This is a genomic window from Streptomyces sp. GESEQ-35, from assembly GCF_017948485.1.
In the GTDB taxonomy this organism is placed as follows: Bacteria; Actinomycetota; Actinomycetes; order Streptomycetales; family Streptomycetaceae; genus Streptomyces.
Genome location: NZ_JAFFSX010000015.1, coordinates 32,720 through 59,185 on the forward strand (window position 1 = coordinate 32,720; position 26,466 = coordinate 59,185).

At 70.3% G+C, this 26,466-nt stretch carries 22 protein-coding genes and 1 pseudogene; 9 read left to right on the forward strand and 14 right to left on the reverse strand.

Translation table 11 applies throughout. The features are described 5' to 3' along the window. Window positions 1–113: 113 nt before the first annotated feature. Complete coding sequence (locus KCH87_RS26995) at window positions 114–3,446, reverse strand: tetratricopeptide repeat protein (protein WP_210588863.1); 3,333 nt, start codon at window positions 3,444–3,446, stop codon at window positions 114–116. Between the two features lie 92 nt (window positions 3,447–3,538). On the opposite strand from KCH87_RS26995, the gene KCH87_RS27000 reads away from it, so the two are divergent. Next, window positions 3,539–4,039 (forward strand): DUF2165 domain-containing protein, encoded by a 501-nt coding sequence (locus KCH87_RS27000; protein WP_210588864.1) that lies wholly within the window; start codon window positions 3,539–3,541, stop codon window positions 4,037–4,039. A gap of 31 nt (window positions 4,040–4,070) precedes the next feature. Here KCH87_RS27000 and KCH87_RS27005 read toward each other — a convergent pair whose 3' ends face one another. From KCH87_RS27005 to KCH87_RS27015, 3 genes are all read right to left on the reverse strand, one after another. Beyond that, window positions 4,071–4,622, reverse strand: a complete 552-nt coding sequence (locus KCH87_RS27005) for a hypothetical protein (RefSeq protein ID WP_210588865.1) — start codon at window positions 4,620–4,622, stop codon at window positions 4,071–4,073. Between the two features lie 52 nt (window positions 4,623–4,674). Next, a complete protein-coding gene (locus KCH87_RS27010; RefSeq protein WP_210588866.1) occupies window positions 4,675–7,260 on the reverse strand; it encodes a bifunctional FO biosynthesis protein CofGH in 2,586 nt (861 codons plus the stop codon). A gap of 162 nt (window positions 7,261–7,422) precedes the next feature. Continuing rightward, complete coding sequence (locus KCH87_RS27015; RefSeq protein WP_210588867.1) at window positions 7,423–8,268, reverse strand: LLM class F420-dependent oxidoreductase; 846 nt, start codon at window positions 8,266–8,268, stop codon at window positions 7,423–7,425. Window positions 8,269–8,579: 311 nt separating this feature from the next. Here KCH87_RS27015 and KCH87_RS27020 point away from each other — a divergent pair, with 311 nt between their 5' ends. The 3 genes and pseudogenes from KCH87_RS27020 (at window position 8,580) to KCH87_RS27030 (ending at window position 11,876) form a co-directional block, all read left to right on the forward strand. After that, window positions 8,580–10,100 (forward strand): CehA/McbA family metallohydrolase, encoded by a 1,521-nt coding sequence (locus tag KCH87_RS27020; protein WP_210588868.1) that lies wholly within the window; start codon window positions 8,580–8,582, stop codon window positions 10,098–10,100. Between the two features lie 160 nt (window positions 10,101–10,260). Beyond that, window positions 10,261–10,365 (forward strand): annotated as a pseudogene (locus KCH87_RS27025) (transposase); the annotation flags it as partial. Between the two features lie 98 nt (window positions 10,366–10,463). After that, window positions 10,464–11,876, forward strand: coding sequence for a CapA family protein (locus KCH87_RS27030; protein ID WP_210588869.1), 1,413 nt, complete (start codon window positions 10,464–10,466; stop codon window positions 11,874–11,876). 237 nt (window positions 11,877–12,113) lie between these two features. Here KCH87_RS27030 and KCH87_RS27035 read toward each other — a convergent pair whose 3' ends face one another. Continuing rightward, window positions 12,114–13,118 carry a hypothetical protein gene (locus tag KCH87_RS27035; RefSeq protein WP_210588870.1) on the reverse strand — a complete coding sequence of 335 codons (1,005 nt, stop codon included), beginning with the start codon at window positions 13,116–13,118 and terminating at the stop codon, window positions 12,114–12,116. Between the two features lie 82 nt (window positions 13,119–13,200). Continuing rightward, window positions 13,201–13,962, reverse strand: a complete 762-nt coding sequence (locus KCH87_RS27040; protein ID WP_210588871.1) for a DeoR/GlpR family DNA-binding transcription regulator — start codon at window positions 13,960–13,962, stop codon at window positions 13,201–13,203. An 89-nt stretch (window positions 13,963–14,051) separates the two neighbouring features. On the opposite strand from KCH87_RS27040, the gene KCH87_RS27045 reads away from it, so the two are divergent. Both KCH87_RS27045 and KCH87_RS27050 read left to right on the forward strand, forming a co-directional pair. Next, window positions 14,052–15,257, forward strand: coding sequence for an MFS transporter (locus KCH87_RS27045; RefSeq protein WP_247196893.1), 1,206 nt, complete (start codon window positions 14,052–14,054; stop codon window positions 15,255–15,257). Between the two features lie 75 nt (window positions 15,258–15,332). Next, the gene (locus tag KCH87_RS27050; RefSeq protein ID WP_210588873.1) at window positions 15,333–15,995 is read left to right on the forward strand and encodes an HAD family phosphatase; all 663 of its coding nucleotides are present in this window, start codon (window positions 15,333–15,335) and stop codon (window positions 15,993–15,995) included. Window positions 15,996–16,003: 8 nt separating this feature from the next. Here the strand turns inward: KCH87_RS27050 and KCH87_RS27055 are convergent, their stop codons facing one another. From KCH87_RS27055 to KCH87_RS27065, 3 genes are all read right to left on the reverse strand, one after another. Beyond that, entirely contained in the window at window positions 16,004–16,558 is a 555-nt protein-coding gene (locus KCH87_RS27055) for a hypothetical protein (protein WP_210588874.1), read from the reverse strand. Between the two features lie 34 nt (window positions 16,559–16,592). Next, window positions 16,593–17,039, reverse strand: coding sequence for a hypothetical protein (locus tag KCH87_RS27060; protein WP_210588875.1), 447 nt, complete (start codon window positions 17,037–17,039; stop codon window positions 16,593–16,595). 117 nt (window positions 17,040–17,156) lie between these two features. Continuing rightward, on the reverse strand, window positions 17,157–17,975 hold the full coding sequence (locus KCH87_RS27065) for an endonuclease/exonuclease/phosphatase family protein (protein ID WP_210588876.1): 819 nt from the start codon (window positions 17,973–17,975) through the stop codon (window positions 17,157–17,159). A gap of 89 nt (window positions 17,976–18,064) precedes the next feature. Here KCH87_RS27065 and KCH87_RS27070 point away from each other — a divergent pair, with 89 nt between their 5' ends. Continuing rightward, window positions 18,065–18,472, forward strand: a complete 408-nt coding sequence (locus KCH87_RS27070; protein ID WP_210588877.1) for a nitroreductase/quinone reductase family protein — start codon at window positions 18,065–18,067, stop codon at window positions 18,470–18,472. Between the two features lie 106 nt (window positions 18,473–18,578). Here the strand turns inward: KCH87_RS27070 and KCH87_RS27075 are convergent, their stop codons facing one another. From KCH87_RS27075 to KCH87_RS27095, 5 genes are all read right to left on the reverse strand, one after another. Continuing rightward, window positions 18,579–19,373 carry an alpha/beta fold hydrolase gene (locus KCH87_RS27075; RefSeq protein ID WP_210588878.1) on the reverse strand — a complete coding sequence of 265 codons (795 nt, stop codon included), beginning with the start codon at window positions 19,371–19,373 and terminating at the stop codon, window positions 18,579–18,581. Between the two features lie 62 nt (window positions 19,374–19,435). Continuing rightward, complete coding sequence (locus KCH87_RS27080) at window positions 19,436–20,887, reverse strand: aldehyde dehydrogenase family protein (RefSeq protein ID WP_210588879.1); 1,452 nt, start codon at window positions 20,885–20,887, stop codon at window positions 19,436–19,438. Continuing rightward, window positions 20,884–22,614: an amidohydrolase family protein gene (locus tag KCH87_RS27085; protein WP_210588880.1), complete on the reverse strand. Its 1,731-nt coding sequence runs from the start codon at window positions 22,612–22,614 to the stop codon at window positions 20,884–20,886. The genes KCH87_RS27080 and KCH87_RS27085 overlap by 4 nt, the downstream gene beginning before the upstream one ends. A 97-nt stretch (window positions 22,615–22,711) precedes the next feature. Beyond that, window positions 22,712–23,830: an LLM class flavin-dependent oxidoreductase gene (locus tag KCH87_RS27090; protein WP_210588881.1), complete on the reverse strand. Its 1,119-nt coding sequence runs from the start codon at window positions 23,828–23,830 to the stop codon at window positions 22,712–22,714. A 99-nt stretch (window positions 23,831–23,929) separates the two neighbouring features. Further along, complete coding sequence (locus tag KCH87_RS27095; RefSeq protein WP_210589019.1) at window positions 23,930–24,706, reverse strand: SDR family NAD(P)-dependent oxidoreductase; 777 nt, start codon at window positions 24,704–24,706, stop codon at window positions 23,930–23,932. 164 nt (window positions 24,707–24,870) lie between these two features. Here KCH87_RS27095 and KCH87_RS27100 point away from each other — a divergent pair, with 164 nt between their 5' ends. Then, entirely contained in the window at window positions 24,871–25,596 is a 726-nt protein-coding gene (locus KCH87_RS27100; protein ID WP_210588882.1) for a hypothetical protein, read from the forward strand. A gap of 70 nt (window positions 25,597–25,666) precedes the next feature. Next, window positions 25,667–26,458 (forward strand): hypothetical protein, encoded by a 792-nt coding sequence (locus tag KCH87_RS27105; RefSeq protein ID WP_210588883.1) that lies wholly within the window; start codon window positions 25,667–25,669, stop codon window positions 26,456–26,458. Window positions 26,459–26,466: the final 8 nt, after the last annotated feature.

Here is a 26,466-nt window from a genome sequence, read left to right on the forward strand (position 1 = left end):
CCTCCCCACGGCACCGCCCGGACATACGACAGCTCAGCACTGTAATCGACCGGGAACGGTCGGTTCAGGGGGCGGATCGGTATGTGGGATGTGAGCGGAGTGGTCGGGAGTGGTCAGTTTTGGGCGGGTCGATGCGCATGGCGTGCCTGGATCGCGTCGCGGGCCTCGGCGACCGTTGCCAGGCGGGGAGCGAGGCGGGCCTGGTCCGAGTCGGGGCTGTGCAGTATTTCGGTGAGGATGCCGGCGAGGTTCGCCAGGTCGTTCCAGTCGGGGTGCGTGGCCAGGATCTCCGCCACGCCGCGGTCGGCGTCGGACCAGTCGGCGAGGGCGCAGCCGATGAAGCACCGGCCCTGCACACGCTCCCACGATTCCAGTTCGGCGTCCTCCTGCACCAACCGCGTCAACTCCCGCCACAGTGGTTCCGCGGCTTGCAGGCCCTCGCTCCGGCTGACGGTCAACGCCAGTTGGAAGGTGCCGGGAATCGGCTCCGTCTCGCGCAGCCGCTCGGCGATCCGCCGGGCCTCCGCCCACTGACCGGCGTTCCGCCGCATCTCGACGCGCAGATCGTCCAGGTCGTCGGGCGTGGCCGGCCGGTCCGCGTCGGCCAGCCGAGTCGACGCCTCCTCCCAGCGGTCGCACAACATCAGCAGCTCGACGGCCGTGCGGCGCGCCCAGCCCACCTCCGTCCCCAGGGCCACGCACCGGTCCATGTCGGCCAGCGCCTGGTCGATCCGCCCGGTCGCCAGGCCGACCCGTGCACGGGAGGCGTGGGCCCACCCGTAGTCCGGGCTCAGCGCAAGGGCACGGTCGAGGTGCCGGAGAGCCTCCTTGTAGTCCCCCAGTCGGCGGTGGGCCCCGCCGACACGAGCCACTGCCTCCCCGTCGTCCGGGCTGCGTTGCAGTAGGCCGCAGAACAGGGCGAGTGCCTCCTCGTCCCGGTCCGCGAGCTGGTACGCCACGCCCAATTCGATGCCGATCCACTCGGCGTCCGGATCTGCCTCGACGGCCCGCTCAAGATCCTCGAACATGCCTGCCCGGTCGCCCAGTCGTTGCTTCGCCCGGGACCGCATCAGCAAGGCCCAGTCGTAGTCGGGCAGCAGCTCGATCGCACGGTCGAGGTCAGCCAGCGCCTCCTCGTCCCGGCCCAGCTCGTGGAGGGCCGCTCCACGGCTCGCCAGGGCCGACGCGTACTCGGGCTCCAGGGTGACCGCCCTGCCCAGCTCGACGACGGCGTCCTCGTAACGGCCTTCGAGCCGGTAGTTGTCACCCCGTTCCGACGCGATCCAGGCCCGGTCGGGCGCGAGCGCGGCCAACCGGTCGAATTCGGCGAACGCGTCGGCCGCCTCGCCTCTGGAGTGGAGCAAGCGAGCCCTGCGCACCAGTGTCCACAGGTCGTCCGGGTCGATGCGCAGCGACCGGTTGAAGTCGGCGAGCGCCGCGTCGTACTGCCCGAGACTGTCCAGGCACACGGCCCGCCAGGCCAGGGCTCCGGAGTCCGTCGGATCGAGGGCGACGACCCGGCCGAAGTCGGCGACGGCTTCCTCGAATCGGCCCACCAGCCAAAGGGTCTCCGCCCGCCCGGCGAAGGTCCACCCGCTGTCGGGGGCCAGTTCGACCGCCCGGTCTAGTGCGGTCAGCGCCGCCGGGAAGTCGCCCATCAGCTGGTGGGTGAGGCCACGGCCGTAGTGGGCCAGGGCCAGTCCCGGATCGAGCTCGAGCGCCCGGTCGTACTCCTCCAGGGCTCGCGGGTACTCCTTGGTGTGCCGCAGCTCCCTGCCGCACAGGGCGTGGGCCAGCGCCCGGCCGTCCGGGTCCAGTCCGGGACGGGCCAGAAGCAGATCCATCGCCGTGGCCACCCCGGTCTCGTCGTCCGTGAGCGCCTCGCCCAGCTCCCGGCCCAGCTCCCGCAGCACCTGGTGCTCCGTCGACTCGCCCGCCTCCTCGATCATCCGCGCCCAGCGGCGGCCGACGACCTCGTCCTCGCGGCAGGCCACCACGAAGAAGCGCAGCGCCTCGGCGAGCGCCACGGCCGGCCGGGCGCAGAGCAGGTGGTACGCCTCCTCCAGGCGCAGCTCCCACCACTCCTCGTCCGCCCACAACTCCTCGGTGTCCCGACCGGCTTCGACGTCGGTGCGCCACTCGGCGAATGCCTCGGCCAGCCGTCGGTGCCGCCCCGCCCAGTCGCGCTTGGAATCGCGTCGCTCCAGCCGCAGCATCTGCGCCCGGACGACATCGTGGTACTGCCTCCTCTGCCCGCGCTCACCGACGAACGGCAGGCCCGTCAACCACTCGTACAACGCGGTCAGTTCGTCGTGCGGGCGATCAACCAGGACCCGGAACACGTCCGCGTCGAGCCAGCGGGGTAGTGCACACCTCCGGGCGACCCGGGCCCGGTCCTCCGGTTCCGATTTCAGGAAGCGTTCCACCGCGTCGGCGCTCCGGTCGCGCACCTCGTCCGGCTCGCCGGGACCGGTCCGTGCAAGAGTCGACACGAGCACCGGCAGCCCGTGGGTGAGCCGCAGCACCTCCGCCACGACCGGCTCGGCCACGACGCCCTGCCCGGCGAGCAGTTGCCGTGCCTCGGCCTCGGTGAACGGCTCGAGCGGCAGCTCCGACACGGTGTACGGGATGCTCCGGCGGACGGTGTCCAGGGGGCGCTGCCCGGCGGTGACCACGACGAGGGTGGCGGGCAGTCGGCCGTCCTCGTCCTCACTCGCGAGCATCTCGTGCAGCCAGGGCTCCAGATACGGCCCCGTCCGCTCGTATGTGTCGAAGAACAGGACGATCCACCGGGCGGCGGAGGCAACGTCGCGCAGTTCGCGCAGTTCGCGCAGCAGGAGTGGAGTGAGCACCCTCTCCGGTGTCAGCACCAGGTCCACGTCGTCCTGATTGCGGAAGCGGGCGCTGAGACCGGCCCGCAGCCGGTCCGCGCCCTGAGCGAGCTGTTCCGCGGGGATGGCCCGCGTAAGGGCACCGGCGGCCGGCAGGGTGGCCTCCAGGACGCCGAGGCCCACCTCCACCGCGGCCCTGCTGCCGACCGAAGGCGTCTCCGGTTCCGGTGCGAGTGCGGCGAGGGCGGCCGCCTCCGCCTCGCGCCGCCGGTCGCGATACGCGGCCAGCCGCCGCTCCAGCCCTTTCAACCTCCGTCCCTGGTCCGCGAACTGACGGCACATCACATCGAGCGCCTCGGGCACGCTTCCGACGCCCTCGTCGACGTACGCCGCCAGCGCCCCGCGTTCGCGCGCGAGATGCCTCAACTCCCGTACCAGGAAGGTCTTTCCGACGCCGGCGGGACCGTGCACATGGAAGCGGAAGCGATGCCGGGCGTCCTGGATCGGGATGTCGAAGTTCCCCAGGAACGCGGCCCGTTCGTCCTCCCGCCCCACGAATCCGGCCTGCGTGTGCTGCCGGATCAGCTCCTGCAGCGACGGCTCCGCCTGCGCCATGTGTCCGCCCGTCCCCTCGTTCCGGCCCGACCGCCCCCATTCTGGCCCAGTCGGCTGGAAGTAATCCGCCCCGCCCCGGGAAGATGACGACCATGCCTAAAACATCCCCACGAAGCGCTCTCCACCTCGCCGCCACCGTCCTCACCGCGACCGTCGCGCTCTACATAGCGCTCGTCGCCTTCGGGAACATCACGGACTTCGGGACGAACCAGCAGTTCGTGCAGCACGTCCTGGCGATGGATACGACGTTCAAGGACGACGACCTGATGTGGAGAGCCGTCACCAGCAAGGGACTTCAGAACACGGCGTACGTCGCGATCATCGTCTGGGAGACGGTCGCCGCGCTCGTGCTCGTCTACGGCACCTGGCTCTGGTTCCGCGGCGACGACCCCCGCGCCCGCCGCTTCTCCACCTACGGTCTGCTCATGGTCATGCTGCTCTTCGGCGCCGGCTTCATCGCCATCGGCGGCGAGTGGTTCGCGATGTGGCAGTCCGGGGACTGGAACGGACTCGACGCGGCGACGCGGGCGTTCCTGTTCAGCGGGGTCGTGCTGCTCGTCGTACAGCTGCCCAGTGGTCGGAGTGACGCATGACGGAAGAGACGACCCCGAGTGACTGGAGGGACTAGCTGACGACGACGACCGTCGTCCCCTGTGAGCCGAACGTCCACACCGCCGACCCGTCGGCCTTGCGCATCCGGATGCCGCCGGTCTGGGTGCCGGAGGCCGGCGGGGGTGAGGAGCCGTCCACGGCGTTGGAGAAGGCGATGTTGAGGCCGGACTCGGTGGCGAAGTACACGATGTTCTCGATCGCCACCCCGTCCGAGCCGGTCGTCGCGTCGCGGCGGGAGACGACGGAGTAGGTGCCGGGGTCGGGGGCGACCGTCCCCGGCCATACCCCGAAGGTGCGGCGCGCCGCGTCGCTCTCGTCGACCAGCCACACCCGCCGCTGCCCGAGGGAGTAGACGATGCGCCGGCCGGTGCCGGAACCGTCCGGTACCGCGGCCGGTGCGGAGGCCGAGGGCTTCGGCGACGCGCTCGCCGACGCGCTGGGCCGCGCCGTCGTCGCCGTGGGACGCGGACCCTTATCGGCCTGTACTGCCAGGACGGTGACGGCGGCGATCGCTCCCACCGTCAGTGCGGCCACCCAGACCTTGGGAGCAGGCACGGCACGCATCTCCTCAGCTCACCGACAGGGTCGGATCATCGTACTGCGGGGCTCCTGCCTCTTACTCCAGCACCGGCAGCAGCTCGGGCAGATGCCCGTCCGACGCCTCAGCCGCCCGCTGCCGCTCCTCCGGCACCTCTCCGTACAGCGTCGTGCGCGGCTTCGCCGGGCGGCCCGCCGCCTCCGCCACCGCGATCAGGTCCTTCACCGACTTGTACGAGCCGTACGACGAGCCCGCCATCCGCGAGATCGTCTCCTCCATCAGCGTGCCGCCCAGGTCGTTCGCGCCGGAGCGGAGCATCTCCGCCGCACCCTCCGTCCCCAGCTTCACCCAGCTCGTCTGGATGTTGGGGATGTGCGGGTGCAGCAGCAGACGGGCCATCGCCGTCACCGCCTTGTTGTCCCGCATCGACGGACCCGGCCTGGCGATACCCGCCAGGTACACCGGCGCGTTCGTGTGGATGAAGGGGAGCGTGACGAACTCCGTGAAGCCACCGGTGCGTTCCTGGATTCCGGCGAGCGTCCGGAGGTGGCCCAGCCAGTGCCTCGGCTGATCCACATGGCCGTACATCATCGTCGACGAGGACCGGATGCCGACCTCGTGCGCCGTCGAGATCACCTCGATCCAGGTCGCCGTCGGCAGCTTGCCCTTGGTCAGGATCCAGCGGACCTCGTCGTCGAGGATCTCCGCAGCCGTGCCGGGAACAGAGTCGAGGCCCGCCTCCTTCGCCGCCGTCAGCCACTCGCGGATGGACATGCCGGTGCGGGTGGCGCCGTTGACGACCTCCATCGGCGAGAAGGCGTGCACGTGCATCCCCGGCACCCGCGCCTTCACCGCCTTCGCGATGTCGAAGTACGCCGTGCCGGGGAGGTCCGGGTGGATGCCGCCCTGCATGCACACCTCCACCGCCCCCACGTCCCACGCCTGTTGGGCGCGGTCGGCCACCTGGTCCAGGGAGAGCGTGTAGGCGTCGGCGTCCGTGCGACGCTGGGCGAAGGCGCAGAAACGGCAGCCCGTGTAGCAGACGTTGGTGAAGTTGATGTTCCGGGTGACGATGTAGGTGACGTCGTCACCGACCACCGACTTGCGTACGTCGTCGGCCACCGAACACAGCGCGTCCAGCGCCGGACCGTCCGCGTGCAGCAGCGCGAGCGCCTCCTCGTCGGTCAGCTTCGTCGGGTCGTCGGCCGCCGTCGCCAGAGCAGCGCGTACGTCCGTGTCGATCCGGGACGGCACCATGCCCGGCGCCGCCGCCTCGCGCAGGGCGCCCCAGTCGCCGTACACCTCGTCGAAGTCGTCGCGGCGGTCGGACGTACGGCCCTCGGTGTCGATGGACGTGTGCAGATCCGTACGGCCGGAGGGGACGAACACCTCCTCCGGCTCCTGCCAGGGATGCCCCTCGACGACCGCGTCCTCGCGCGCCAGCCCGGTCTCCGGGTCGGCCAGCGCACCGACGTGCGGACGCAGCCGCGGGTCCAGCCAGGGCTCGCCGCGCTGCACGAACTCCGGGTAGACGCACAGCCGTTCACGCAGCTCGAAGCCGGCGGCACGCGAGCGCTCGGTGAGCTCCTCGATCTGCGGCCAGGGGCGTTCCGGGTTGACGTGGTCGATGGTCAGGGGCGACACCCCGCCCCAGTCGTCGATGCCGGCGCCGATCAGCCGCTCGTACTCGGAGTCGACCAGGTTCGGCGGGGCCTGGAGACAGGCCGACGGGCCCATGATGTGCCGGGCCACCGCCACCGTCGCGACCAGCTCGTCCAGTTCCGCGTCCGGCATGCCCCGCATCGCGGTGTCCGGCTTGGCGCGGAAGTTCTGGATGATCAGTTCCTGGATGCCGTGGTACGACCGGGCGACGCGGCGCAGCGCGAACAGCGACTCGGCACGCTCCTCGTAGGTCTCCCCGATCCCGATCAGGATCCCGGATGTGAAGGGGACCGACGACCGTCCCGCGTCCTCCAGCACCCGCAGCCGTACGGCGGGCTCCTTGTCGGGCGATCCGTGGTGCGGCCCGCCCGGCTCGGACCAGAGCCTCACCGCCGTCGTCTCCAGCATCATGCCCATGCTCGGCGCCACCGGCTTCAGCCGCTGGAAGTCGGTCCACGACATGACCCCCGGGTTGAGATGGGGCAGCAGCCCCGTCTCCTCCAGGATCCGGACGGAGATGGCGCGGACGTACGCGATGGTGTCGTCGTAGCCGTGGGCGTCGAGCCATTCGCGGGCCTCGGGCCACCGCTCCTCGGGCTTGTCGCCGAGGGTGATGAGCGCTTCCTTGCAGCCGAGGGCCGCACCCTTGCGGGCGATGTCCAGGACCTCGTCCGGCGACATGAACATCCCGTGTCCGGCCCGGCGCAGCTTGCCCGGCACGGTCACGAACGTGCAGTAGTGGCACTTGTCCCGGCACAGCCGGGTGAGGGGGATGAAGACGCTCTTCGAGTACGTGATGACGCCGGGACGGCCCGCCGCATCGAGGCCCGCGTCCCGCACCCGGGCGGCGGACGCGGCGAGGTCGTCGAGGGCCTCGCCGCGCGCCTGAAGCAGCACCGCCGCCTCGTCGACGTCGAGGGCGACGCCGTCCCGGGCGCGTTTGAGGGCGCGACGCATGGAGTTCTCGGTGGGGCCGGTTCCGGAGCTCGCGGAGGTCGTCATCCACCGAGCATACGATCGGGCTGATCAGAGACGTCAGGGGCAGCGCCCCGAAGGGGCGCGGGGCTGTATCGATATGCGGCTCCGCCGCGTGGGCGCGAGCAACCACGACGAACCGGAAGCCGCCCACAACCCCGACACGGCAGACGAGACGACACAACCCACTCACATGTACACCGCGTACTCGTCCAGCACCTTCAACACCTCCGCCTCCCCCGCCGGAGGCAACTGCACCACGACCTCCTCGATGCCAAGGTCGGCATAGTGCGCCAGCTTGCCCGGGGTCGGATAGACGGCGTACGGCACGACCTGGAGCGCCGCCGGGTCACGGCCCGCCTCCGCCCAGGCGGCCCGCAGCACCGGCATCGACTCCGACAGGCCCCGCCCGCCGATCGGCAGCCATCCGTCGGCGTACTCGCAGATGTGCGTGAACAGCTTCGGACCGGCCGCCCCGCCGACCAGCGTGCGCGGGCCGACGACCGGGCCGCGCGGCTTCTGCGCGGGCTTGGGGTACGCGAAACTGGGCCGCACGCTCCCGAACTCGCCCTCGTACGCGGTCGGTTCCTCCGTCCACAGCGCCCGCATCAGCGCCATCCGGTCCCGGACCAGCTCGCGACGCGTCCGCCACTCCACCCCGTGGTCGGCGGCCTCCTCCACGTTCCAGCCGAAGCCGAGCCCCAGCGTGAACCGGCCGCCCGACAGATGGTCGAGCGTCGCGATCTGCTTCGCCAGGTCGATCGGGTCGTGCTGGGCCACGAGGGTGATGCCGGTGCCCAGGCCCAGTCGGTCCGTCACGGCGGCGGCCTGGCCCAGCGCGACGAAGGGGTCGAGCGTACGGCCGTACTCGGGCGGCAGATCCCCGCCCACGGGGTACGGCGTCACGCGCTCGACGGGGATGTGCGTGTGCTCGGGCAGATACAGCCCGGCGAAGCCCCGCTGCTCCAGCTCTCGGGCGAGCCGGGTCGGGGTGATCGTCTCGTCGGTGAGAAAGATCGTGACGGAGAGGCGCATGGCCCATCTGTACCGTGGCGAGCTTCGGATGTCCATACCGACCAGTCGGCATCTATCCCGGTCCCCGCACCGGATGCCTGTGGATCCCCTTTCCTTGTACGGCAGTTCACGTCAGAGGGCCAGAGTTCCGCCCATGTGCGAAGACGACCAGGGCATCGGCAGACGCGCGCTCTTCGTGACGGGAGCGGCCACCGCGCTCAGGGCCTGTCCGGCGGATCAGGTCGCAGGAAAGTGGCGGTGACGGCTCAACGCCGGTGAGCGGGGTCTGGTGCGTGCAGCTGCAAGGCGGAGGAGGGAGTCATGGCGGAGCCATGGCGAGTGACGACAACGCGGCAGATGTGCGTGCCAGACCCCGCGTCTGCGGCCTGATCCGGCGGACAGGCCCTAGGTTGGGAAGCGTGAGCTTCGCCTCGGCCGAGGGCGGCCGGAACCAGGAGACGAAGACGGTGCGCGGCACCCTGCCGACCGGATCGCCCGACTTCGTGTATCTGCCGCTCGAAGTCCCGTCCGGTGTACGGGAGATCAAGGTCGCGTACACCTACGACAAGCCCTCCGTCCCGGCCGGCACCCAAGGCAACGCCCTTGACATCGGCATCTTCGACGAACGCGGCACGGAGCTGGGCGGCCGCGGCTTCCGGGGCTGGTCGGGCGGGGCGCGCACGGAGTTCTTCCTCCGCGCGGACGACGCCACGCCCGGATACATCCCCGGGCCGGTCCGCCCCGGCACCTGGCACATCGCGCTCGGCCCGTACACGGTGGCGCCGCAGGGTCTGCCGTACGAGATCACGATCACGCTGACCTACGGCGCACCGGGCGCCGTCGTCGAGCCGACGTACCCGCCGTCGCGCGCGAAGGGACGGGGCCGCGCCTGGTACCGGGGCGACTGCCACCTCCACTCCTGGTACTCCGACGGCCGCCGCACCCCCGCCGAGATCGCGGCGCTCGCGCGGGCCGCGGGGCTGGACTTCATCAACACCTCCGAGCACAACACGCATTCGGCACACGCCCATTGGGCCGAGGAGGCCGGGGACGACCTGCTGATCATGCTCGGCGAGGAGGTCACGACCAGGAACGGCCACCTGGTCGCGCTCGGCACGGACCCCGGCACTTTCGTCGACTGGCGGTACCGCGCCCGCGACAACCGTTTCGGCCGGTTCGCCCGCCAGATCCGCCGCGCCGGCGGACTCGTCGTCCCCGCCCACCCGCACGCCACCTGCATCGGCTGCAACTGGAAGTTCGGGTTCGGCGAGGCGGACGCGGTCGAGGTGTGGAACGGGCCGTGGACGCCAGACGACGAGGTCGCGCTGGCGGACTGGGACGGCATGCTCGTGGCGTCGGTGCGCTCCGAGGGCCGGGACTGGATCCCGGCCATGGGCAACAGTGACGCCCATCGGGACCCGGACGTCGTGGGCCTCCCCCAGACGGTCGTGCTGGCCGACGACCTGAGCCGGGAGTCCATCCAGGCGGGCATCCGGGCGGGGCGGTCGTACGTCGCCGAGTCCCAGCACGTGTCGCTGGCCTTCACCGCGTCGGGCGGGCGGGGTGAACACGCGGGCATCGGCGAGCGGTTGGAGGTCGACCGCGACAGCCCGGTGACCGTCCGCGTGGACGTCACCGGTGCTCCGCGCTGCACGGTCCGACTCGTCACCGATCAGGGCGTGCTGTTCACGAGTGCGCCGTTGCCGGTGTCGGGAGTGGGGAGTGTGGAGTGGCGGACGACGGCGTCGTATGCGACGTATGTCCGTGCGGAGCTGAGGCACGAGACGGTGATCGGGCTTTTGCCGGGGGCGTTGGCGGCGTTCAGTAATCCCATTTTTCTGGGGCGGCGGTAGCGATCCGTCCGCAACGACCGGCGCCGGAACACGGTCGGCATCCGCACACGAACACCGAGCGTGAGGTCAGGCATTGAAGTGCTCTCCCGCCTGAAGGTGGGAGATTCCTGCCTACCTCGCGGTGGCGGGCTTGACGCGGCGAGCGCGCCTGACGACTCTGTGGGGCGGGCGCTTCTGGTCCGGCTCCTACTTCGCGGGAAGCTGCGGCGGAGCACCACTGACCGTCGTACGCCACTACATCGAGAACCAGCAGCGCCCCGTGTGAGCAACCTTCCTGAAGCGCAGCAGGCACCGTTTCCAAGCTTCCCATGTGACGTGAACCGCCCCCTTCACGGGCCGTCGCGGGTACCGAAGAATCGCGGTATGTCCTCCCGAGACCCGGCCAGGGCCCGGTCCCGGCGGGAGGCCCTGGCACTGACGGCCGCGGCGACCGTTCTGGCCGGGTGCGCTTCCCGTTCGTCACCGAGCCCGAGCCCCAGTCCCAGCCCCGCCCGTACGAGTCGTATGCCGACGCGGCTGCCACTCGTCCTCGCGGTGCATCCCACCCGGGCGCTCGGACTGGCCGCCGACCGGGGGCTGCTGACGGACGTACAGGACGGCGGGCGGGTGACCTGGGAGCAGCTGGGCGGGACAGGCGGGCGCGCACGGGTCGTACGCGGGGCATCGGGGTCCGACCGGGACGCGGTCATGGCCGTACGAGACGACCCGGACGCCATCGCCCTCGTACGGGCGGACGCGCTGGACCCGGGCGTGGCCGCGCTACCGGTCGACGGCCGGGACCCGGTGACGGAGCCCGGCAGCTATCCGGTGACCGTCGCCTCGGACAAGGGACCGGACACGGTCGTCACCACTCTCTGGGCCGGCGACATCATGCTCGGCAGGCGGGTCGGTGAGGGGATCGCGCGGGCCGGGGATCCCGGGTTGCCGTTCCGGCGGACGGCGGGTCGGCTGGCGGCGGCCGATCTGACCGTCGGGAACCTGGAGTGCACCCTGTCCCGCGCCGGGCCGCCCACCCAGGGCGGCGACTCCTTCGCCGCCGACCCTGCCGTGCTCGGGGCCCTGCGCGGGGCGGGCTTCGACGTCCTCACACTGGCCAACAACCACCTCGGCGACTTCGGTCCGGAGGCGCTGCGCCGGACCGTACGGGCGGTGCGCGAGGCGGGTTTCGCGACGACCGGAGCGGGCGAGAACCTGGCGGCGGCGCGGGAACCGGCGATCGTACGGGCGCGGGGCGTGCGCTTCGGGATCCTCGCCTTCAACGCGATCGGCGAGACACCGGCGGCGGGACGGACGACGCCGGGTGCGGTGCAGGTACGGATGCCACCGCGGACGGGCCCGCTGAACGCGTCCGACATGGCGGCGCTGGAGGCGTCGGTTCGGGAGGTGCGGGGGCAGGTGGACGTGGTGGTCGTCTGCCCGCACTGGGGGCAGCAGTACACGCACCGCCCGGTGGAGGAACAGCACACCGTCGCCCGGCGGCTCGTCGACGCGGGCGCGGACGCGGTGATCGCCTCACATCCGCACTGGGTCCAGGGCATGGAGCTCTACCGGGACCGGCTCGTCGCGCACTCCCTCGGCAACTTCGTCTTCGACATGGACTTCTCACGCCAGGTACGGCAGGGCGTGGTGCTGGAGTTGGTGTTCTGGGGCGCGCGGGCGATGGCGGCGAGGCTGCTGCCGGTGCGGATCGGAGACGACCATGTGCCGTATTTCCTGGGGGCCGGGAGCGGGGAGGCGCGCGAGATCCTGGCGGATGTGTGGGGGGCGAGCGCGTAGTGGAACCGATCGATCCCTCCTGGCGTCGTGACGTCCATGGCGCAGGGTGGGAGCACGATGGGAGAGGAACCTACGTGGGCGGAGCTGCTGCTGGGCTTTGGCCTCATCGCGGCCGTCCCTACCGTCATCGGAGGGGCGTTGTTCCTTTCCCTGTTCGGACTGACGATGTGGGTAACGGCACCGCTGCGGCGGCGCAGGCGTTCCCGCTAGGGAATTTCGGCAGTGATGAGCAACGGCCTAGGTGTCGCTGTCGAAGGCGATGTGCAGATGATCCCGATGGACGCGATCGGAGAAGAACCCCCCGCCCCCGAGCAGCCGTGGCCCGCCGATGTTGTACGCGCCGGCCCGCGCCGCGGCCCGCATGAACCCGTCGACGAGCGAGTCGGGAGTCTCGGGATCGATCACCGCCCGTCCGTCGACCGCCCACACGTCGAAGGCACGCATCCGCGTGTGATCGCTGAGCCGGTTCGTCCCGAAGACGTTCCGCGGATGCCCGGTGTGCACGACGCTCACATCGATCTCGTACGTCTCCGCGAGCGCGAGCAACGCCCGCAGTGGCTTGGGCCGTAGCTGCCCGGCCCGTACGTCGGCTTCGGCGGCGGGCGGGAGATGGATGCGGTCGTGGCTGACGACCTGCTCGATGAGCGTGCCCGGCCGGGCGAGCGGCGGCGCGGGACGGGAGGGGTACAACTCGCCGACCACCCACCCTCCGGGCAACCGATTCAGCCGTACGTCGACGGTGGCCCCGCCCGCCTCGACACCTCCGTCCGCCCCGCGGCCCCACTGGCGTACGGCGACGAGAACACTGGCCCGGGTGGCCAGCAGCCCGCCGTACTGCGCGGCGATGATCCGGGCGGTGGCCTCGGTACCGGCGTCGAGGAGGGGGCGGGCCTGGGCGACAAGGCCGGGCGCGGCCGCGGCGGACACCCCTTGGGCTTCCGCCCGCTGCCTGGCGGCCCCGGTTCCGTCCTGCCCCGCCGGCCAGGTACCGAGGGCTTCGAGCAGCCGCACGGCGGACCGCTTGGCCTGGGGCTCGACCTCGGTGCGGACGAGGGGCCAGGGGGAGGCGGAGGGGAGCGGGGACCGGGTGGGGGTGGGAGACGGCGACGGGGCGGGACTCCTTGAACGCGCGCCGGGCGAGGCCTCGGGCTGCTTGCCGCCCTCGTCCGAGGTGCAGCCGACGAGCCCGAGTCCAGCCGCTGCGGCGGCCAGGAGGAGGGTCCGCCTTGCTGGTGCGGTCACTTCATCAGGGTGACGTGGTGGACGGAGGGGCTGTCAAGACGGGACGCCTCATTCCAGCACCTGCGGACCACGCACGGTCTTGTCAGGCGGCCTTGACGACGGTGCCGGTGGCTTCGAGGGCGGTGACTTCGTCGGGGGATGCCGTGGTGTCGGTGACGAGGGTGTGCAGGAGTGTGGACGGGCCGACGTGGGCGTAGGCGGTGTGGCCGAGTTTGCTGCCGTCGGCTGCGACGACGATGCGGCGGGCGGAGGCGATGCCGGCCTTCTTCACGGCCGCGTCGTCGAGGTCGTAGGCGGTCAGGCCCTCGGCAGCGCTCAGACCGCAGCAGCCCATGATCGCGGTGTCGAAGCGCAGTGCCGCCAGGGACGCGAGGGTGAGCGGGCCGGTGAGGGCACCCTCGGCGGCCCGGGGCTGCCCGCCGGGCACCATCAGCGTGGCGCGGCCCGGGCCCTCGCCGAATACCTGGATGGCTTGCAGGGACAGGGGCATCACCGTGACCGGCCGACGGCGCAGCAGATGGGCGATCTCCAGGCAGGTGGTGCCGCTGTCGAGGAGAACGGTCTCGCCGTCGGCGACGAGCGAGGACACCTCGGCAGCGATGCGGCGCTTGGCCTCGACGGCCTCGTGCGCACGCAGCGCGAAGGGCGGCTCCTCACCCCTGAGCAGCAGGGTGCGCGCTCCACCGCGGACACGTTCGAGTACGCCTTGCGCGGCCAGTGCGTCGAGGTCGCGCCGGATGGTCATTTCGGAGGCGCCGGTCAGTTGGGCGAGTTCCTGGACCGTGCTCCTTCCCGACTCCCTGACGGCCTGCGCGATCATCCCGTGCCGGTCTGCGTTGCTCATACCGTGATTGAACACCCCACCAAACGAACATGCAATGTGTGCGAAACGACAGTTTTCAAACGCTCATCATGTTCGTTAGCGTGGCTGACATGGATCATTCGCTTCGAGCCGCACGCGTGGCGACCTACGTCTACTTCGTCCTCTGCGGCACCACGATGGGCACCTGGGTGGTGCACATCCCAGCTGTCGAGGAGCGCGTCGGCATCAGCCACGCGACGCTCGGGGGACTGCTGGTGCTGCTGGGGCTGGGGGCTTTCATCGGCATGCAGGTGGCCGGGCGGATGACCGACCGTCTCGGAGCGCGCGTTGTCGTTCCCGCCGCCGGAGTGCTGTGCAGCGCGGCCCTGGTGCTGCCCGGCCTTCCCCGGGACCCGTGGACGCTGGCAGGCGCCCTGCTGGCCTTCGGTTTCTGCAACGGCTGCCTGGACGTGAGCATGAACGCCCACGCCGTGCACGTGGAGAAGGCGTACGGCCGTCCCGTCATGTCCGCCTTCCACGCCACGTTCTCGGTCGGCGGCGTCCTTGCCGCGCTCGTCGCAGCGGCCACGGCGAACGCCGATCTGAGTCCGGCCGCGGGCATGGCAGCGGTGGGAGCCCTGGGCATCGTGATCGCCCTGGTGTCGGCCCGCGCCCTGCTGCCGAAGGAACCCGCCGCCGACGCCGACGCCGACTCCGTAGAGGAGGCCGGGCAAGCGCCGACCACCAAGCGACGCAGCGCCGGCGGACGTATCTGGGTCCTCGCCGCCCTGGCCCTCATGGTCATGCTGTGCGAGGGAGCCGCCAACGACTGGAGCGCCCTGCACCTGAAGGACATCTTCGGTGCGTCCGCGAGCACCGCCGCCTTCGCGTACGGCACCTTCGCAGCGACCATGACCATCGGCCGGCTGCTCGCCGACCGCCTCGTGGCCCGGTTCGGGGCGATGGCGGTCCTGCGCCACGGCGCGGCCACGGCCGCCGTCGGCATCACGATCGTGGCCTTCTCCCCATGGGTCTGGACCGCGTTCGCGGGCTGGGCGCTGTTCGGTCTGGGGCTGTCCGGCTGCGTCCCGCAGTTGTTCAGCGCGGCCGGGCACGCCGACCCCTCCGCGGCGGGGGCCAACGTCTCGCGCGTCGCCGGGCTCGGCTACGTCGGCATGCTCGCCGGCCCCGCTGTCATCGGCTGGCTGACCCACCTCGTCCCCTTGAACCACACCTTCGTACTGCTGACCGTGCTGTGCGCGATCACCGCCGTGGCCGCCAGGATCCTGCGCACCGGATCCGACCGCACGCGCGAGATGGCACACGGCACCCTCTGACCGCCTGTGCGGCGCGGCTCACTCCGTGCCGCACAGGCTTCCCCTCGGCCGCCAGAACCCGGAGGAACCCTCACCATGCCCACCGACCGCAGCATCGTGCTGTTCGACCTCTTCGGGGTCATCGCCCGCCACCAACGCCCGGGCGCCCTGGGCAGGATGGCCGCCCGCTGCCACGCACCCACCGACGCCTTCACCACGGCCTACTGGGCCTGCCGCCCGCCCTACGACGCCGGCCGGCAGTCCGCGCCCGAGTACTGGACCGCCGTACTGCGATGGCTGTCCCTGCCCGTCGACGCCGACACGATCGAGGAACTGCGCCTCACCGATATCGACAGTTGGTCACGCGTCGACAACCGGATGGTCGCCTACGCCCGGTCCCTCCGCGATGTCGCCGAGGTCGCCCTGCTGTCCAACATCCCCTCGGACCACGCGGACGCCTTCCTCGCCGCGCAGCCCTGGCTGCACGATCTGGACCACGTCGCCTTCTCCGGGAAGATCAACGCGGCGAAGCCTGCCCCAGCGGCCTTCCAGCACTGCGTCGTCGCCATGCGGGCCGCCCCGGCCGACTTCCTCTTCGTCGACGACCGCGAGGAGAACGTCCGCGCCGCGGAGGCCACCGGTATGCACGGACATGTCTTCACCGACCGCGATGAGCTGGCGGCCGTCGTCGACACCTGGTTGCAGACGCGACGACGCACCGCTGTCACTCACCGGCCCCCGCCCGCTCAAGGCTGCTAGGGCCTGTCCTAGTCGACGTCCTTCACCGAGGTCGGCCCCAACTGCTTGGCGCTGGCGTACTCCGGCATCGTCATGGGCTTGTCGAACAGGAAGAACGACTGGTTCGTGCCGACCGTGAACTCCATGTACGCGCCCGTCGTGGCGTCGAAACCGTAGTAGGCGTTGCAGGTGGAGCCCGACGTGTACGTGCCGTCCATGCCGGGCTGTGAGAGAACCGCGACGCCGTTGTTGGTCGACTCCACCTTCTCCGTCGGAGTGAGCATCTTGCAGCGCGGCACCGGCAGGCCCTTCATGATGAAGTACCCGTACTTGCCGTTGGCGTTCTGGATGTAGACGTACGAGAGTTTGCCCCGCTTCCCCCACGTCTTGATCCACTGGTTGATCGCTTCGCGGGTCGGCGAGTACTCCATGCGGCCGGCCGGCTGCTGGGCCACGAGGTGGTCGTAGTTGTCCTGCTTGGTCTTGTTCTCCTTGTCCTGGCTGGAGTCGGTGCATGACGTCAGGGCAAGGCCCACGACGAGTGCGACGACGGTGGCCAGGGCCATGCGTACGAACTTCTTCATGCGGTGCTGCCCTCTTCCCGGGATGAGATGGGGATCAGTTGGTGCACGTCGTGCGCTCGGCGGTGGCATCCAGCCGGTACGGCAGATCCTTGTCACGGAAGGGCGCGCGGTGCTCCTGGGCGGCCTTCGAGTTGTAGTCGTTGACCGACTCGATCCGCGTGGCCTTCAGCGCGGTGATCGACTGGTCGATCTGCGTCGTGCGAGTCTCCGAAGCGGCCTTCCGCTCTTCCTGGAGCACCTGGATCGTCCCTTCGGCGTTCTGCACGGCCTCGCACAGATCGAAGAACTCCTCGTAGGTGGACTGACGGAACTCGCCCGAGCCGACGGTGTTCTCGCGCCTCTCCGCCTCACCACGGAACGGGGCGGTGATCCACCCCGCGCCGCCGAAGGCGAACGCCCCGATCGCGTACAGCACCGCCAGGCCGATGACCCCGACGACGGCCCAAGCCCCTAACCGTGCCCCCTCGCGTACCTGCCCCATGGCCAGCCCCCTTCACAGGTGGTTCCGCGGCGTGGAACCACCCTCCGCGAAGGAGGACACGGCGCCCGGCGAAACGGTTCCGCCGGCACGAGCGTCAGGAAGGGAACACCCCGCACGTCACCCGGCGTTGAGGTCCGCCACGACCGCCGCATGGTCGGAGGGCCAGACACCGTCCACGGGCCCGTCGCCCGCGCGCCGCACACCGCGCACATGGCCGAGTCCGCCGGGACCGGGAGGCCCCACGTGGACGTAGTCGATGCGGGCACTCGGGCCCAGGCCGGCGGCGGCGTAAGGGTTCGCCGAGTCCCAGGTGAAGGCGGGGGCAGCCGGGTCGGCGTACTCCCAGGCGTCGTAGAAGACCTGGCCGGGGACGGCGGGGGCGGTGCGGTGGCCGCCGAAGAGGCGGATCTCGTCGGAGTCGGGCCAGGCATTGAAGTCGCCGGTGACGACGGGCGGGAAGGGTGTGCCGCCGCGACGCTCCGCTGCGAACTCGGCCAGCGCCCTGACCTGGCGGCAGCGGACGGCCGAGGCGTGGGTGACGGAGGTGAGGTGGGTGGTGAAGAAGGGGATGTCGTAGGAAGGTGTGGCCAGGCGGGCGTACAGGGCCAGGCGGCCGTCGGCCACGTCCGTGGGGGCCGGCAGCGGCAGTACCGCGCGGTCGGCGACCGGCCACCGGCTGAGCACGGCGTTGCCGATCCCGACCGTCGCGTCCCCGATCCTGCGCTGCCAGCGTTCGGGCGCGGGCGAGGGACCCCACGCCCAGTGCATACCGAGCTCCCCGGCCAGCCACTCGGCAAGGTTCTCCGGGCCTGCCGACCAGACCTCCTGCAACCCGACGACATCGGGGCGCAGTTCACGCAACACGCTGAGAATCGCCTTCTGCCGCTCCTCCCAAGGCCCGAACCGCCACCACAGATTCCAGGTCACGACGCGCACGGCCCCATCACCACCCTCCACCCTGCCGCCCTTCTCCTGACAGACATGATGGAGTCCCGTCACCGACGCGACCAGGAGATCCGGAAACAATGCCCCGTCACTCCGAACGCAAATACCGGGCCGTCACGGCCGTCCAACGCCACCTCAACCGCCTGACGCGCAGCCTGCCGACCCACACCCTCCTGGAAACCACGGGCCGCACCTCCGGCCTCCCCCGCCGCACCCCCGTCGGCGGCCGCCGCGTCGGCGACTCCTTCTGGCTGGTCTCGGAGTTCGGGGAGCGGTCGCAGTACGTCCGCAACATCAAGGCGAACCCCAGGGTGCGGGTCCGGATCCGCGGCCGCTGGCACGACGGGACCGCTCATCTCCTGCCCGACGACGATGCGGTGGCCCGGCTGCGGAGTCTGCCCCGGATGAACAGTGCGGCGGTACGGGTGGTGGGGGCGGCGCTGCTCACGGTGCGGGTGGATCTGGATGCGGAGGGGCCGGAACGGTGACCTGCGCGTCGGCGACCCGGGCACGTCAGGGTGCCAGGAGGTCCGGTTCCGCGCCGATCGATTCCCGCCCCGGAGCGCGCTGCCGATCCGGTCCCTCCGCCAGTCATCAGTCATGGCCGACGACCGTGCCCACCGCTCCCCGCGCCTCCCCCACCAACCTCGCCACCGTCTCCGGCGCCCGCAGCGTCGGGAAGTGGTCGCAGTCCGGGAGGCGTACGAGGGTGCAGTCGGGGATCGCGGCGGAGATGGCCTCGTTGCACCGGATGACCTCGGGCTGGTCGTCGTCGCCCACGGCCAGTGTGCACGGGACGGAGAGTTCGGCGAGGCGTGGGAAGGCCGGCGGGTCGTCCACCTGGTGGGCGTAGGTCGTGAACCAGGCCGGGATCGCCGCCCGGAGCGCCGCCTCGGCCCGGGTGTCGGGGGCGGTGCCCGACCTGCCCCAGATGTCGAGGGCCAGGGCGACCAGGCCGTCCATGTCCCCGGCCGTCGCCAACTCGGCGATCTTCGCCGTCACTTCGGGCACCTCCAGGTCCGGGTAGCCCGTCACGCCCGGACACAGCAGCACCAGTCCCGCCACCCGCGCCGGCTCGTTCAGCGCCCCGCTGATCGCCGTTGCGCCGCCCATGCTCGAACCGACCAGGACAGCCCGCCGTACGTCGAAGTGGTCCAGCACCACCCGCAGATCCTCGGCCTGCGTGTAGGAGGCGGTCGGCTTCGGTGATCTGCCGAAGCCGCGGGCGTCGTAGCGGATGACGCGAGGGCCCTTCCCCAGGAACGGCAGCACCGGATCCCAGATCCGTGCGTCCCCGATTCCCGGGTGCAGCAACACGACCGGCAGTCCGTCACCCCCCGTGTCCTCGGCCCAGACCTCGCCGTCCTTGACCTGCACCATTAATTCCATGGGCCGACTGTGACCCAGCGGTGGCGGCCGGCACCAGCGACCGACCGGTCAACCGTCCCGCTTCACCCCGGCCACACGATCGCCTGCACCTCGCTGTACGCGTGCAGCGCGTACGAGCCGACGTCCCGGCCGACACCGCTCTTCTTGAACCCCCCGAACGGGGCCTCCATGTTCCGCCCGACGGTGTTCACACCCACCCCGCCGGCGCGCAGTTGTCGCGCCACCCGGAAGGCGCGGGCCACGTCCCCGGACCAGACATAGTCGATCAGGCCGTAGTCGCTGTCGTTGGCCAGAGCGATGCCCTCTTCCTCCTCCTCGAAGGGGATGACGCACACCACCGGGCCGAAGATCTCCTCCCGGGTCACGCGCATCGAAGAGGTGCAGTCGGCCAGGAGGGCCGGGGAGACGTAGAAGCCCTGGTCGTGGGGCGGGCGTTCGCCGCCGGTCAGTACCGTCGCGCCCTCCTTCCGGCCCAGCTCTACGTACGACTCCACCCGCTCCCGGTGTTCCGCCGAGATCACCGGACCGACCACCGTTCCCGGCTCCCTCGGGTCGCCCACCTTCAATCGGCCCGCGTACACCGCGAGTTGCTCGACCAGCCGGTCGTACACCCCGCGCTGCGCCAGCACCCGCGTCGGTGCCGTGCAGATCTGCCCGCTGTAGAAGGAGAAGGTGGTCCCGATCCCCGCCACCGCCGAACCGACGTCCGCGTCGTCGAAGACGACCGCCGCGCCCTTCCCGCCCAGCTCCATCAGCTGGCGCTTCATGTCGCGCCCGCACACCTCGGCGATGCGTTGTCCCACGGCGGTGGAGCCGGTGAAGCTCACCATGTCGACGTCGGGGGACGAGACCGCGGCCTCGCCCACGTCAACCGACCGGCCGCAGACCACGTTCAGCACGCCCGCCGGTGCCCCCGCCGCCTCCAGCGCCTCCGCCATCCGGAACACCGACAGCGGGTCCTGCGGGGCCGGTTTCACGACGACCGTGTTGCCCATGGCCAGCGCGGGGGCGATCTTTCCGGCCGGGTTGGCCCAGGGATTGTTGTAGGAGGTGATGCAGGTGACGACGCCGACGGGCTGGCGTACGGCAAGGGCTCCCATCACACCCGCCCGCCCCATCGGGCCCGCCTCGATGACCTGCGGCGGGATCGCCCACTCGGCCGGCTCGACCTTCGCGTACCGCCGGAAACGGGCCGCGCCCACGCCGACCTGCATGCCGTACGCCGTCCCGGTCGTCGCGCCGGTCTCCGCCTGGGCGAGGCGGGCGTACGGCTCCAGGCGGCCGCGGATGACGTCCGCGGCGCGGCCGAGCACCGCTGCCCGCTCCTCCGGCGTCGTACGCGACCACGGGCCGAAGGCCTCGCGGGCCGCGGCGGCGGCCGCGTGCACCTGATCCCGCGAGGCCTCTGGGGCCCACCCGACGGTTTCCTCGGTCGCCGGGTCGATCACTTCATAGTGACCGCCGTCCGGCTCGACCCAGCGACCGCCGATGAACAGCCTCTGCCCATCGGTCACTTGGTGCTCACCGTGCTCGTGTCCCGCCCGGACCGCAGCACCTTCCCCGGCACCGCCCCCGTCACCACGTCGTCGCGGATCGCGGCGACGCCGTTGACCCAGACGGCCCGGATGCCGAGCGCCTTGGAGTCCAGCCGCGGACTGTCACCAGGCAGGTCGTGCACCAGGGTGGCCGTGCCGGCGTCGATCCGTTCCGGGTCGAAGAGGACCAGGTCCGCATGGAAGCCCTCCGCCACCCGGCCCCGCTCCCGCAGCCCGAACAGCCGCGCCGGGTCGTCGGTCAGCATCTTCACCGCCTGCTCCAGGCCGACCAGCTTCCGGCCGCGCAGACAGTCCCCGATGAAGCGGGTCGTGTACGGCGCTCCGCACATGCGGTCCAGATGCGCCCCCGCGTCCGACCCGCCGAGCATCACGTCCTCGTGCTGCCAGGCTTCGGCGCGCAGCGCCCAGGACGCCGGGTCGTTGTCGCTCGGCATGGGCCACAGGACCGTACGCAGGTCGTCGGCCGCGCAGATCTCCACCAGGCACTGGAAGGGTTCCTGGCCGCGTTCCGCCGCGATGTCCTCCACGACCCGCCCGCCGAGCCCGCGGTTCGCCTCGCTGTACGTGTCGCCGATGACGTACCGCCCGAAGTTCGTCAGCCGCCGGAAGACGCCCGCCTCCTTGCTGGTCGCCCGCCGGAGCAGCTCGGCCCGGACGTCGGGGTCGCGGAGCCGTGCGATCCGTTCCGGCACGGGCAGCCCCAGCACCGGCCCCCACCCGGGGATGAGGTTCAGCGCGCAGAAAGTACCGAGGGACATGTTCATCGGCGTGAGGATCGGCATGGTGAGGGCCACCACCCGGCCGCCCGCCTTCCGCGCCCGTTCACTCGCGCCGAGCTGCCTCGGCACCCGCTCGGGGACGGCGGAGTCGATGGTCAGGACGTTCCAGTTCAACGGCCGTCCCGCCGCCGCGCTCATCTCCACGAAGAGATCGATCTCCGCGTCGCTGAACTGGTCCAGGCAGCCGGCGACGATCGCCTCGATCTGCGTGCCCTCGTGCTCACCGACCGCCTGGGAGAGGGCCAGCAGTTCGGCGGGGTGCGCATGCCGGGAGGCGACGGGCTGTCCGTCCCCGTCGGAGTGCGTGGACGACTGGGTCGTGGAGAAACCCCAGGCGCCGGCGTCCATCGCGTCGTGGAACAGCCTGAGCATGGCGGCGAGTTGGTCATCCGTCGGCTGCCCGCCCACCGCATCCGGCCCCATCACGTAGCGCCGCAGCGCACAATGCCCCACCATGAAACCGGCGTTGACGGCGGTACGTCCTTCGAGAGCATCGAGGTAGTCCCCGAAGGAACTCCAACTCCAAGGCGCCCCCTCCTCCAGCGCGACCAAGGACATGCCCTCGACCTTGGACATCATCCGCCGCGTGTAGTCGGCGTCCTCGGGCCGGTCGGGGTGGAGCGGCGCCAGCGTGAACCCACAGTTCCCGGCCGCGACCGTGGTCACCCCGTGGTTCAGGGACGGGGTGGCATACGGGTCCCAGAACAGCTGGGCGTCGTAGTGGGTGTGGGGGTCGACGAACCCGGGGGCGAGAACGAGCCCGGTGGCGTCCTCGCGGCTACGGGCTTCTTCGGTGATCGTCCCGACGGCGGCGATACGGCCGTCCCGGATGCCGACGTCGGCGGTGTAAGCAGGGGCGCCCGTCCCATCGACGACGGTCGCGCCTTTGATGACGTGATCGAGCATGGAGCCTCCTTCTCAACTCCGGCGAGGGTGACGCGCCCCAAAGGGGCGCGGGGAACTGCGCGACCAGCCCCCACACACCCGCACCCCGCAACGGCGATTACGCGGCAGCCCGGAACCGGGACGTCCGATGAACAGGATCCGTATCGATCTTCGGAACCACGTGCTCCCCGATCAGCCGAATCGTCTGCAACGTCTTCTCCTTCGGCATCCCGACCGGCAGCCCGAACGACAACTGATCCGCCCCCGCCTGCTCCCACCGCTTGCACTGCGTGAGCACCTCGTCCGGATCCCCGCAGATCAGCAGCTCCTCCTCGATGAGGACCTCGACGAACTCCGCGGTGTACTCGGGAAGCGTCTCCGGCCACACCGGGAACCCCTCGGGCCGGGGAAACGTGTCGTGGTACCGGAACACCAGGGACGGCAGATAGTGCAGCCCACCATGGACGGCGATGTCGATCGCCTCGGCGTGCGTGGGCGCGCAGATCGCCGTCGTCGTCACCATCACGTTGTCGTTCACGAAATCCCCGACGGGTTCCGCGTCCACGATCGCCGTCTTGTACTGCTCCAGCACCCACTCCATGTCGGAGACCTTCTGGATGCTGAACCCGAGCACACCGAGCCCCTTGCGCGCCGCCATGGCGTACGACGGCGGCGACCCGGCGGCGTACCACATCGCGGGGTGCGACTTCCCGTATGGCTTCGGCAGGATCTTCCGCGGCGGCAGCTGCCAGTGCTTGCCCTGGAAGCCGGCGTACTCGTCCTGCATCCACATCTTCGGGAACTCGGCGATCGTCTCCTCCCAGATCTCCTTCGTGTAGTTCATGTCGGTGATGCCGGGGAGGAAGCCGAGGATCTCGTGCGATCCGGCGCCCCGGCCGCTGCCGAACTCGAAGCGGTTCTGGGAGAGATGGTCGAGCATGGCGACCTTCTCGGCGACCTTCACGGGGTGGTTGACCTGGGCGAGCGGGTTGAAGATCCCGGAGCCGAGGTGGATGCGGTCCGTCGCGTGGGCCAGGTACCCCAGGAACACATCGTTGGCGGAGAGGTGCGAGTACTCCTCCAGGAAGTGGTGCTCGGAGGCCCAGGCGTACTTGAAGCCGGACTTGTCGGCCTGGATGACGTACTCGGTCTCCTCCATCAGCGCCTTGTGCTCGGCCAGCGGGTCCGTCTCGGCGCGCTTGCCCACATATCCCTGTACAAAGAGCCCGAATTCCAAGGAGGTTCACCGTCCCCAGTTCGTTTCTGACGTCCCGTCAGATTCACTTGCCGCCGACTGTGGCACCGCTCACGGGCACCGTCAATAGCTGACTACACGTCAGATGACGCTCACGCCCGCCAGCCAGCCCCCGTCGATGACGAACGGCTGCCCGGTGATGTACGACGAGTCCTCGCACGTCAGGAACAGCGCGAGCCGCGCGACCTCCTCCGGCCGCCCGATCCGGCCCAGCGGCACGAGCTTGCGGTAGAGCTCGTCGAGGGCCTGGCTCATCCGCTCGGCATCGGCCGCCGGGTCGAGCTGGGCGGGGTTGGACATGGCGGTGTCGATGGCGCCGGGGCACATGGCGTTGACGCGTATGCCCTGCGGGGCCAGCTCCAGGGCGGCGACGCGGGTGAGGCCGAGGATGGCGTGCTTGGTCGCCGCGTACGTCCCCACTCCGGCCATCCCGGTCACCCCGGTGTACGAGGCCGTATTGACGATCGTGCCCCCGCCGGCCGACGCGATGGCGGGCCCGACGGTCTTGATGCCGAGGAAGCAGCCGGCCTGGTTCACCCGGACGACCTGCATGAACTCGTCGAGGGGCGTGTCCACAAGGGAGTTGAAGCGCAGGATGCCGGCGTTGTTGACCAGGCCGTCGACATGGCCGTACGCACTCTTCGCGGCGCCGACCGCGGAGTGCCAGTCGGCTTCCTCACCCACGTCGAGGTGGACGTACGCCGCCCCGATCTCCTTGGCGAGGGCCTCGCCCTGGTCGTCGAGCACGTCGGCCACGACGACCGCGGCCCCCTCCGCTCTGAAGAGGCGGGCTTCCTGCTCGCCCTGCCCCCGTGCCGCGCCGGTGACGATGACGACGCGTCCGTCCAGCTTGCCCATGCGGAACAACCCCTTCGCATCGGTGGAGGTCAGCATCGTAGCGCTGGATCTGACGAAGCGTCAGACCATACATCGGAGCATCGCGCAAACACACATGAAGTGACCGACGGGTAGGGATATTTGACTCTGTCATTACCGACCGCGGGACTTCCATAATCCTGGTCATGGCCAAGAGGAGAATGAGGAACAAGAAGATCCGGTTCGTCGCCATCGGAGCGGCACTCGCCACCGGCGGGGCGGTCGTCGCCCTGCTGCCGTCGGCGAACGCGGCTGACGCGAAGACGCCCGACCAGATCATGCAGATGTGCGACCAGTCCAAGAAGATAAACGGTGAACAGCAGTCACTGGACAGCAGCTTCGGCGACAGTTTCCTCGCCGACAACTGTGACTTCGTCGAGACGAATTTCGAGACCTTCGACGGCCCCACCGAGAAGGCATCCATCGATTTCCCGAACTGCGAGCCGAACGCCACCGATCCGGCCCAGGTCTCCATCACCTGGTCGGCGACGGTCGGCCAGGGAGAGGGCAAGTACTCCTCCACCCAACAGGGCGGCGGTGGCGGCCTCTTCGGATTCCTGAGCGGGTCCTGGGTCAAGCACAAGGGAACCCTGGAAATGACCGTGGACTCGGCGACAGCCGGCGACACGGAACAGCGGGAGGTGCCGGTCGGCAAGGTGCTCCACATGGAGTTCACGCCGAAGTTGCAGCGCATGACCGGCGAATGGCGGGTACGCATCGACGCCGTCGAACAGACCACCGTCCTGCCTGCCAGCCCCGAGGAGAACTTCGTGGCCCCTGAGGTCGTCGAGGGACCCGTCATCCTGCCGGGCGCCGCGGGCGCTCCCGGTATCGCGGACGGCACCTCCAAGGCGGTCCTGGAGGACTGCTGAGCCTCCGACCGACCCGCACGAACGTACCGAAGCCGCAGCTCAACATCCGTACACCCCACAGGAGACACCCATGAGCCGGACCGGCAGTACGAGAGGCCACCGGAGCAAGAAAAAGCGCATCACCCTGGCCCTGGCCCCCGTGGCCGCGCTCGCGGTGATCGTTCCGCTGATGAACTCGGCGGGCGCCGCCACCCCCTCGGAGGTGACCGCCGACTGCGCCGCGGACTCCGACAGACTGGAGAACTGCGAGTTCGTCGACGTCCAGGCCAAGGCGGACAGCCTCGGACCCAACGAGCGCGTTTCCGCGGTGACCGACAACTGCGGTTCGACCGGCACCGCGTCGAAGTCCTTCAGCGTGAGCACGAGCGTCACCAGGATCATCGAGCTGGAGGACGGATTCAGCGCCGCGGCGGACTCGAAACTGGGGAACTCGTTCTTCGAGATCGGCGCGAAGTTCAGCACCACGGAATACAACATCTCGCGTGACACCACGGCGACCGGCCTGGAATTCACCCGGACGGACACCGTACAGGCGGACAGCCTCGGCTTCTTCATGTGGTCCCACAAGCGCACCGACGTGAGCGGATTCCTGAAGGCCACGTACAAAGAGGCGCAGGACGGTCAGACGGTGTTCTTCTCCCCGAGCGAGGGCGCCGCGACCGTGCACGTCTTCTATCCGCAGATCCTTAAGAACGGAACGCCCGACGGGCGGTTGTGGCTGCGGAATGTGAAATGCGGAACTCCCGAGGCCTCCGGAATCCAGAACTCGGGAAACAGCCTCCGGGCGGAACCCGGATTCGATGAGGGTGGTGCCAACGTCAGCGACGTGGAAATATCGCTGTCGGAGATTCCGGCACCCTAGTCCTTCAA

Coding starts and splice junctions, on each gene's coding strand:
- KCH87_RS27015 (WP_210588867.1), bottom strand. CDS start 8,268: ATGCGCCTCTCCGTCACGATCTTTCTCACCGACGAGACGATCACCCCG.
- KCH87_RS27085 (WP_210588880.1), bottom strand. CDS start 22,614: ATGCTCGATCACGTCATCAAAGGCGCGACCGTCGTCGATGGGACGGGC.
- KCH87_RS27095 (WP_210589019.1), bottom strand. CDS start 24,706: ATGGGCAAGCTGGACGGACGCGTCGTCATCGTCACCGGCGCGGCACGG.
- KCH87_RS27070 (WP_210588877.1), top strand. CDS start 18,065: ATGCCCCGTCACTCCGAACGCAAATACCGGGCCGTCACGGCCGTCCAA.
- KCH87_RS27000 (WP_210588864.1), top strand. CDS start 3,539: ATGCCTAAAACATCCCCACGAAGCGCTCTCCACCTCGCCGCCACCGTC.
- KCH87_RS27030 (WP_210588869.1), top strand. CDS start 10,464: ATGTCCTCCCGAGACCCGGCCAGGGCCCGGTCCCGGCGGGAGGCCCTG.
- KCH87_RS27060 (WP_210588875.1), bottom strand. CDS start 17,039: ATGGGGCAGGTACGCGAGGGGGCACGGTTAGGGGCTTGGGCCGTCGTC.
- KCH87_RS27005 (WP_210588865.1), bottom strand. CDS start 4,622: ATGCGTGCCGTGCCTGCTCCCAAGGTCTGGGTGGCCGCACTGACGGTG.
- KCH87_RS26995 (WP_210588863.1), bottom strand. CDS start 3,446: ATGGCGCAGGCGGAGCCGTCGCTGCAGGAGCTGATCCGGCAGCACACG.
- KCH87_RS27010 (WP_210588866.1), bottom strand. CDS start 7,260: ATGACGACCTCCGCGAGCTCCGGAACCGGCCCCACCGAGAACTCCATG.
- KCH87_RS27040 (WP_210588871.1), bottom strand. CDS start 13,962: ATGAGCAACGCAGACCGGCACGGGATGATCGCGCAGGCCGTCAGGGAG.
- KCH87_RS27105 (WP_210588883.1), top strand. CDS start 25,667: ATGAGCCGGACCGGCAGTACGAGAGGCCACCGGAGCAAGAAAAAGCGC.
- KCH87_RS27075 (WP_210588878.1), bottom strand. CDS start 19,373: ATGGAATTAATGGTGCAGGTCAAGGACGGCGAGGTCTGGGCCGAGGAC.
- KCH87_RS27055 (WP_210588874.1), bottom strand. CDS start 16,558: ATGAAGAAGTTCGTACGCATGGCCCTGGCCACCGTCGTCGCACTCGTC.
- KCH87_RS27100 (WP_210588882.1), top strand. CDS start 24,871: ATGGCCAAGAGGAGAATGAGGAACAAGAAGATCCGGTTCGTCGCCATC.
- KCH87_RS27020 (WP_210588868.1), top strand. CDS start 8,580: ATGGCGAGTGACGACAACGCGGCAGATGTGCGTGCCAGACCCCGCGTC.
- KCH87_RS27050 (WP_210588873.1), top strand. CDS start 15,333: ATGCCCACCGACCGCAGCATCGTGCTGTTCGACCTCTTCGGGGTCATC.
- KCH87_RS27045 (WP_247196893.1), top strand. CDS start 14,052: ATGGATCATTCGCTTCGAGCCGCACGCGTGGCGACCTACGTCTACTTC.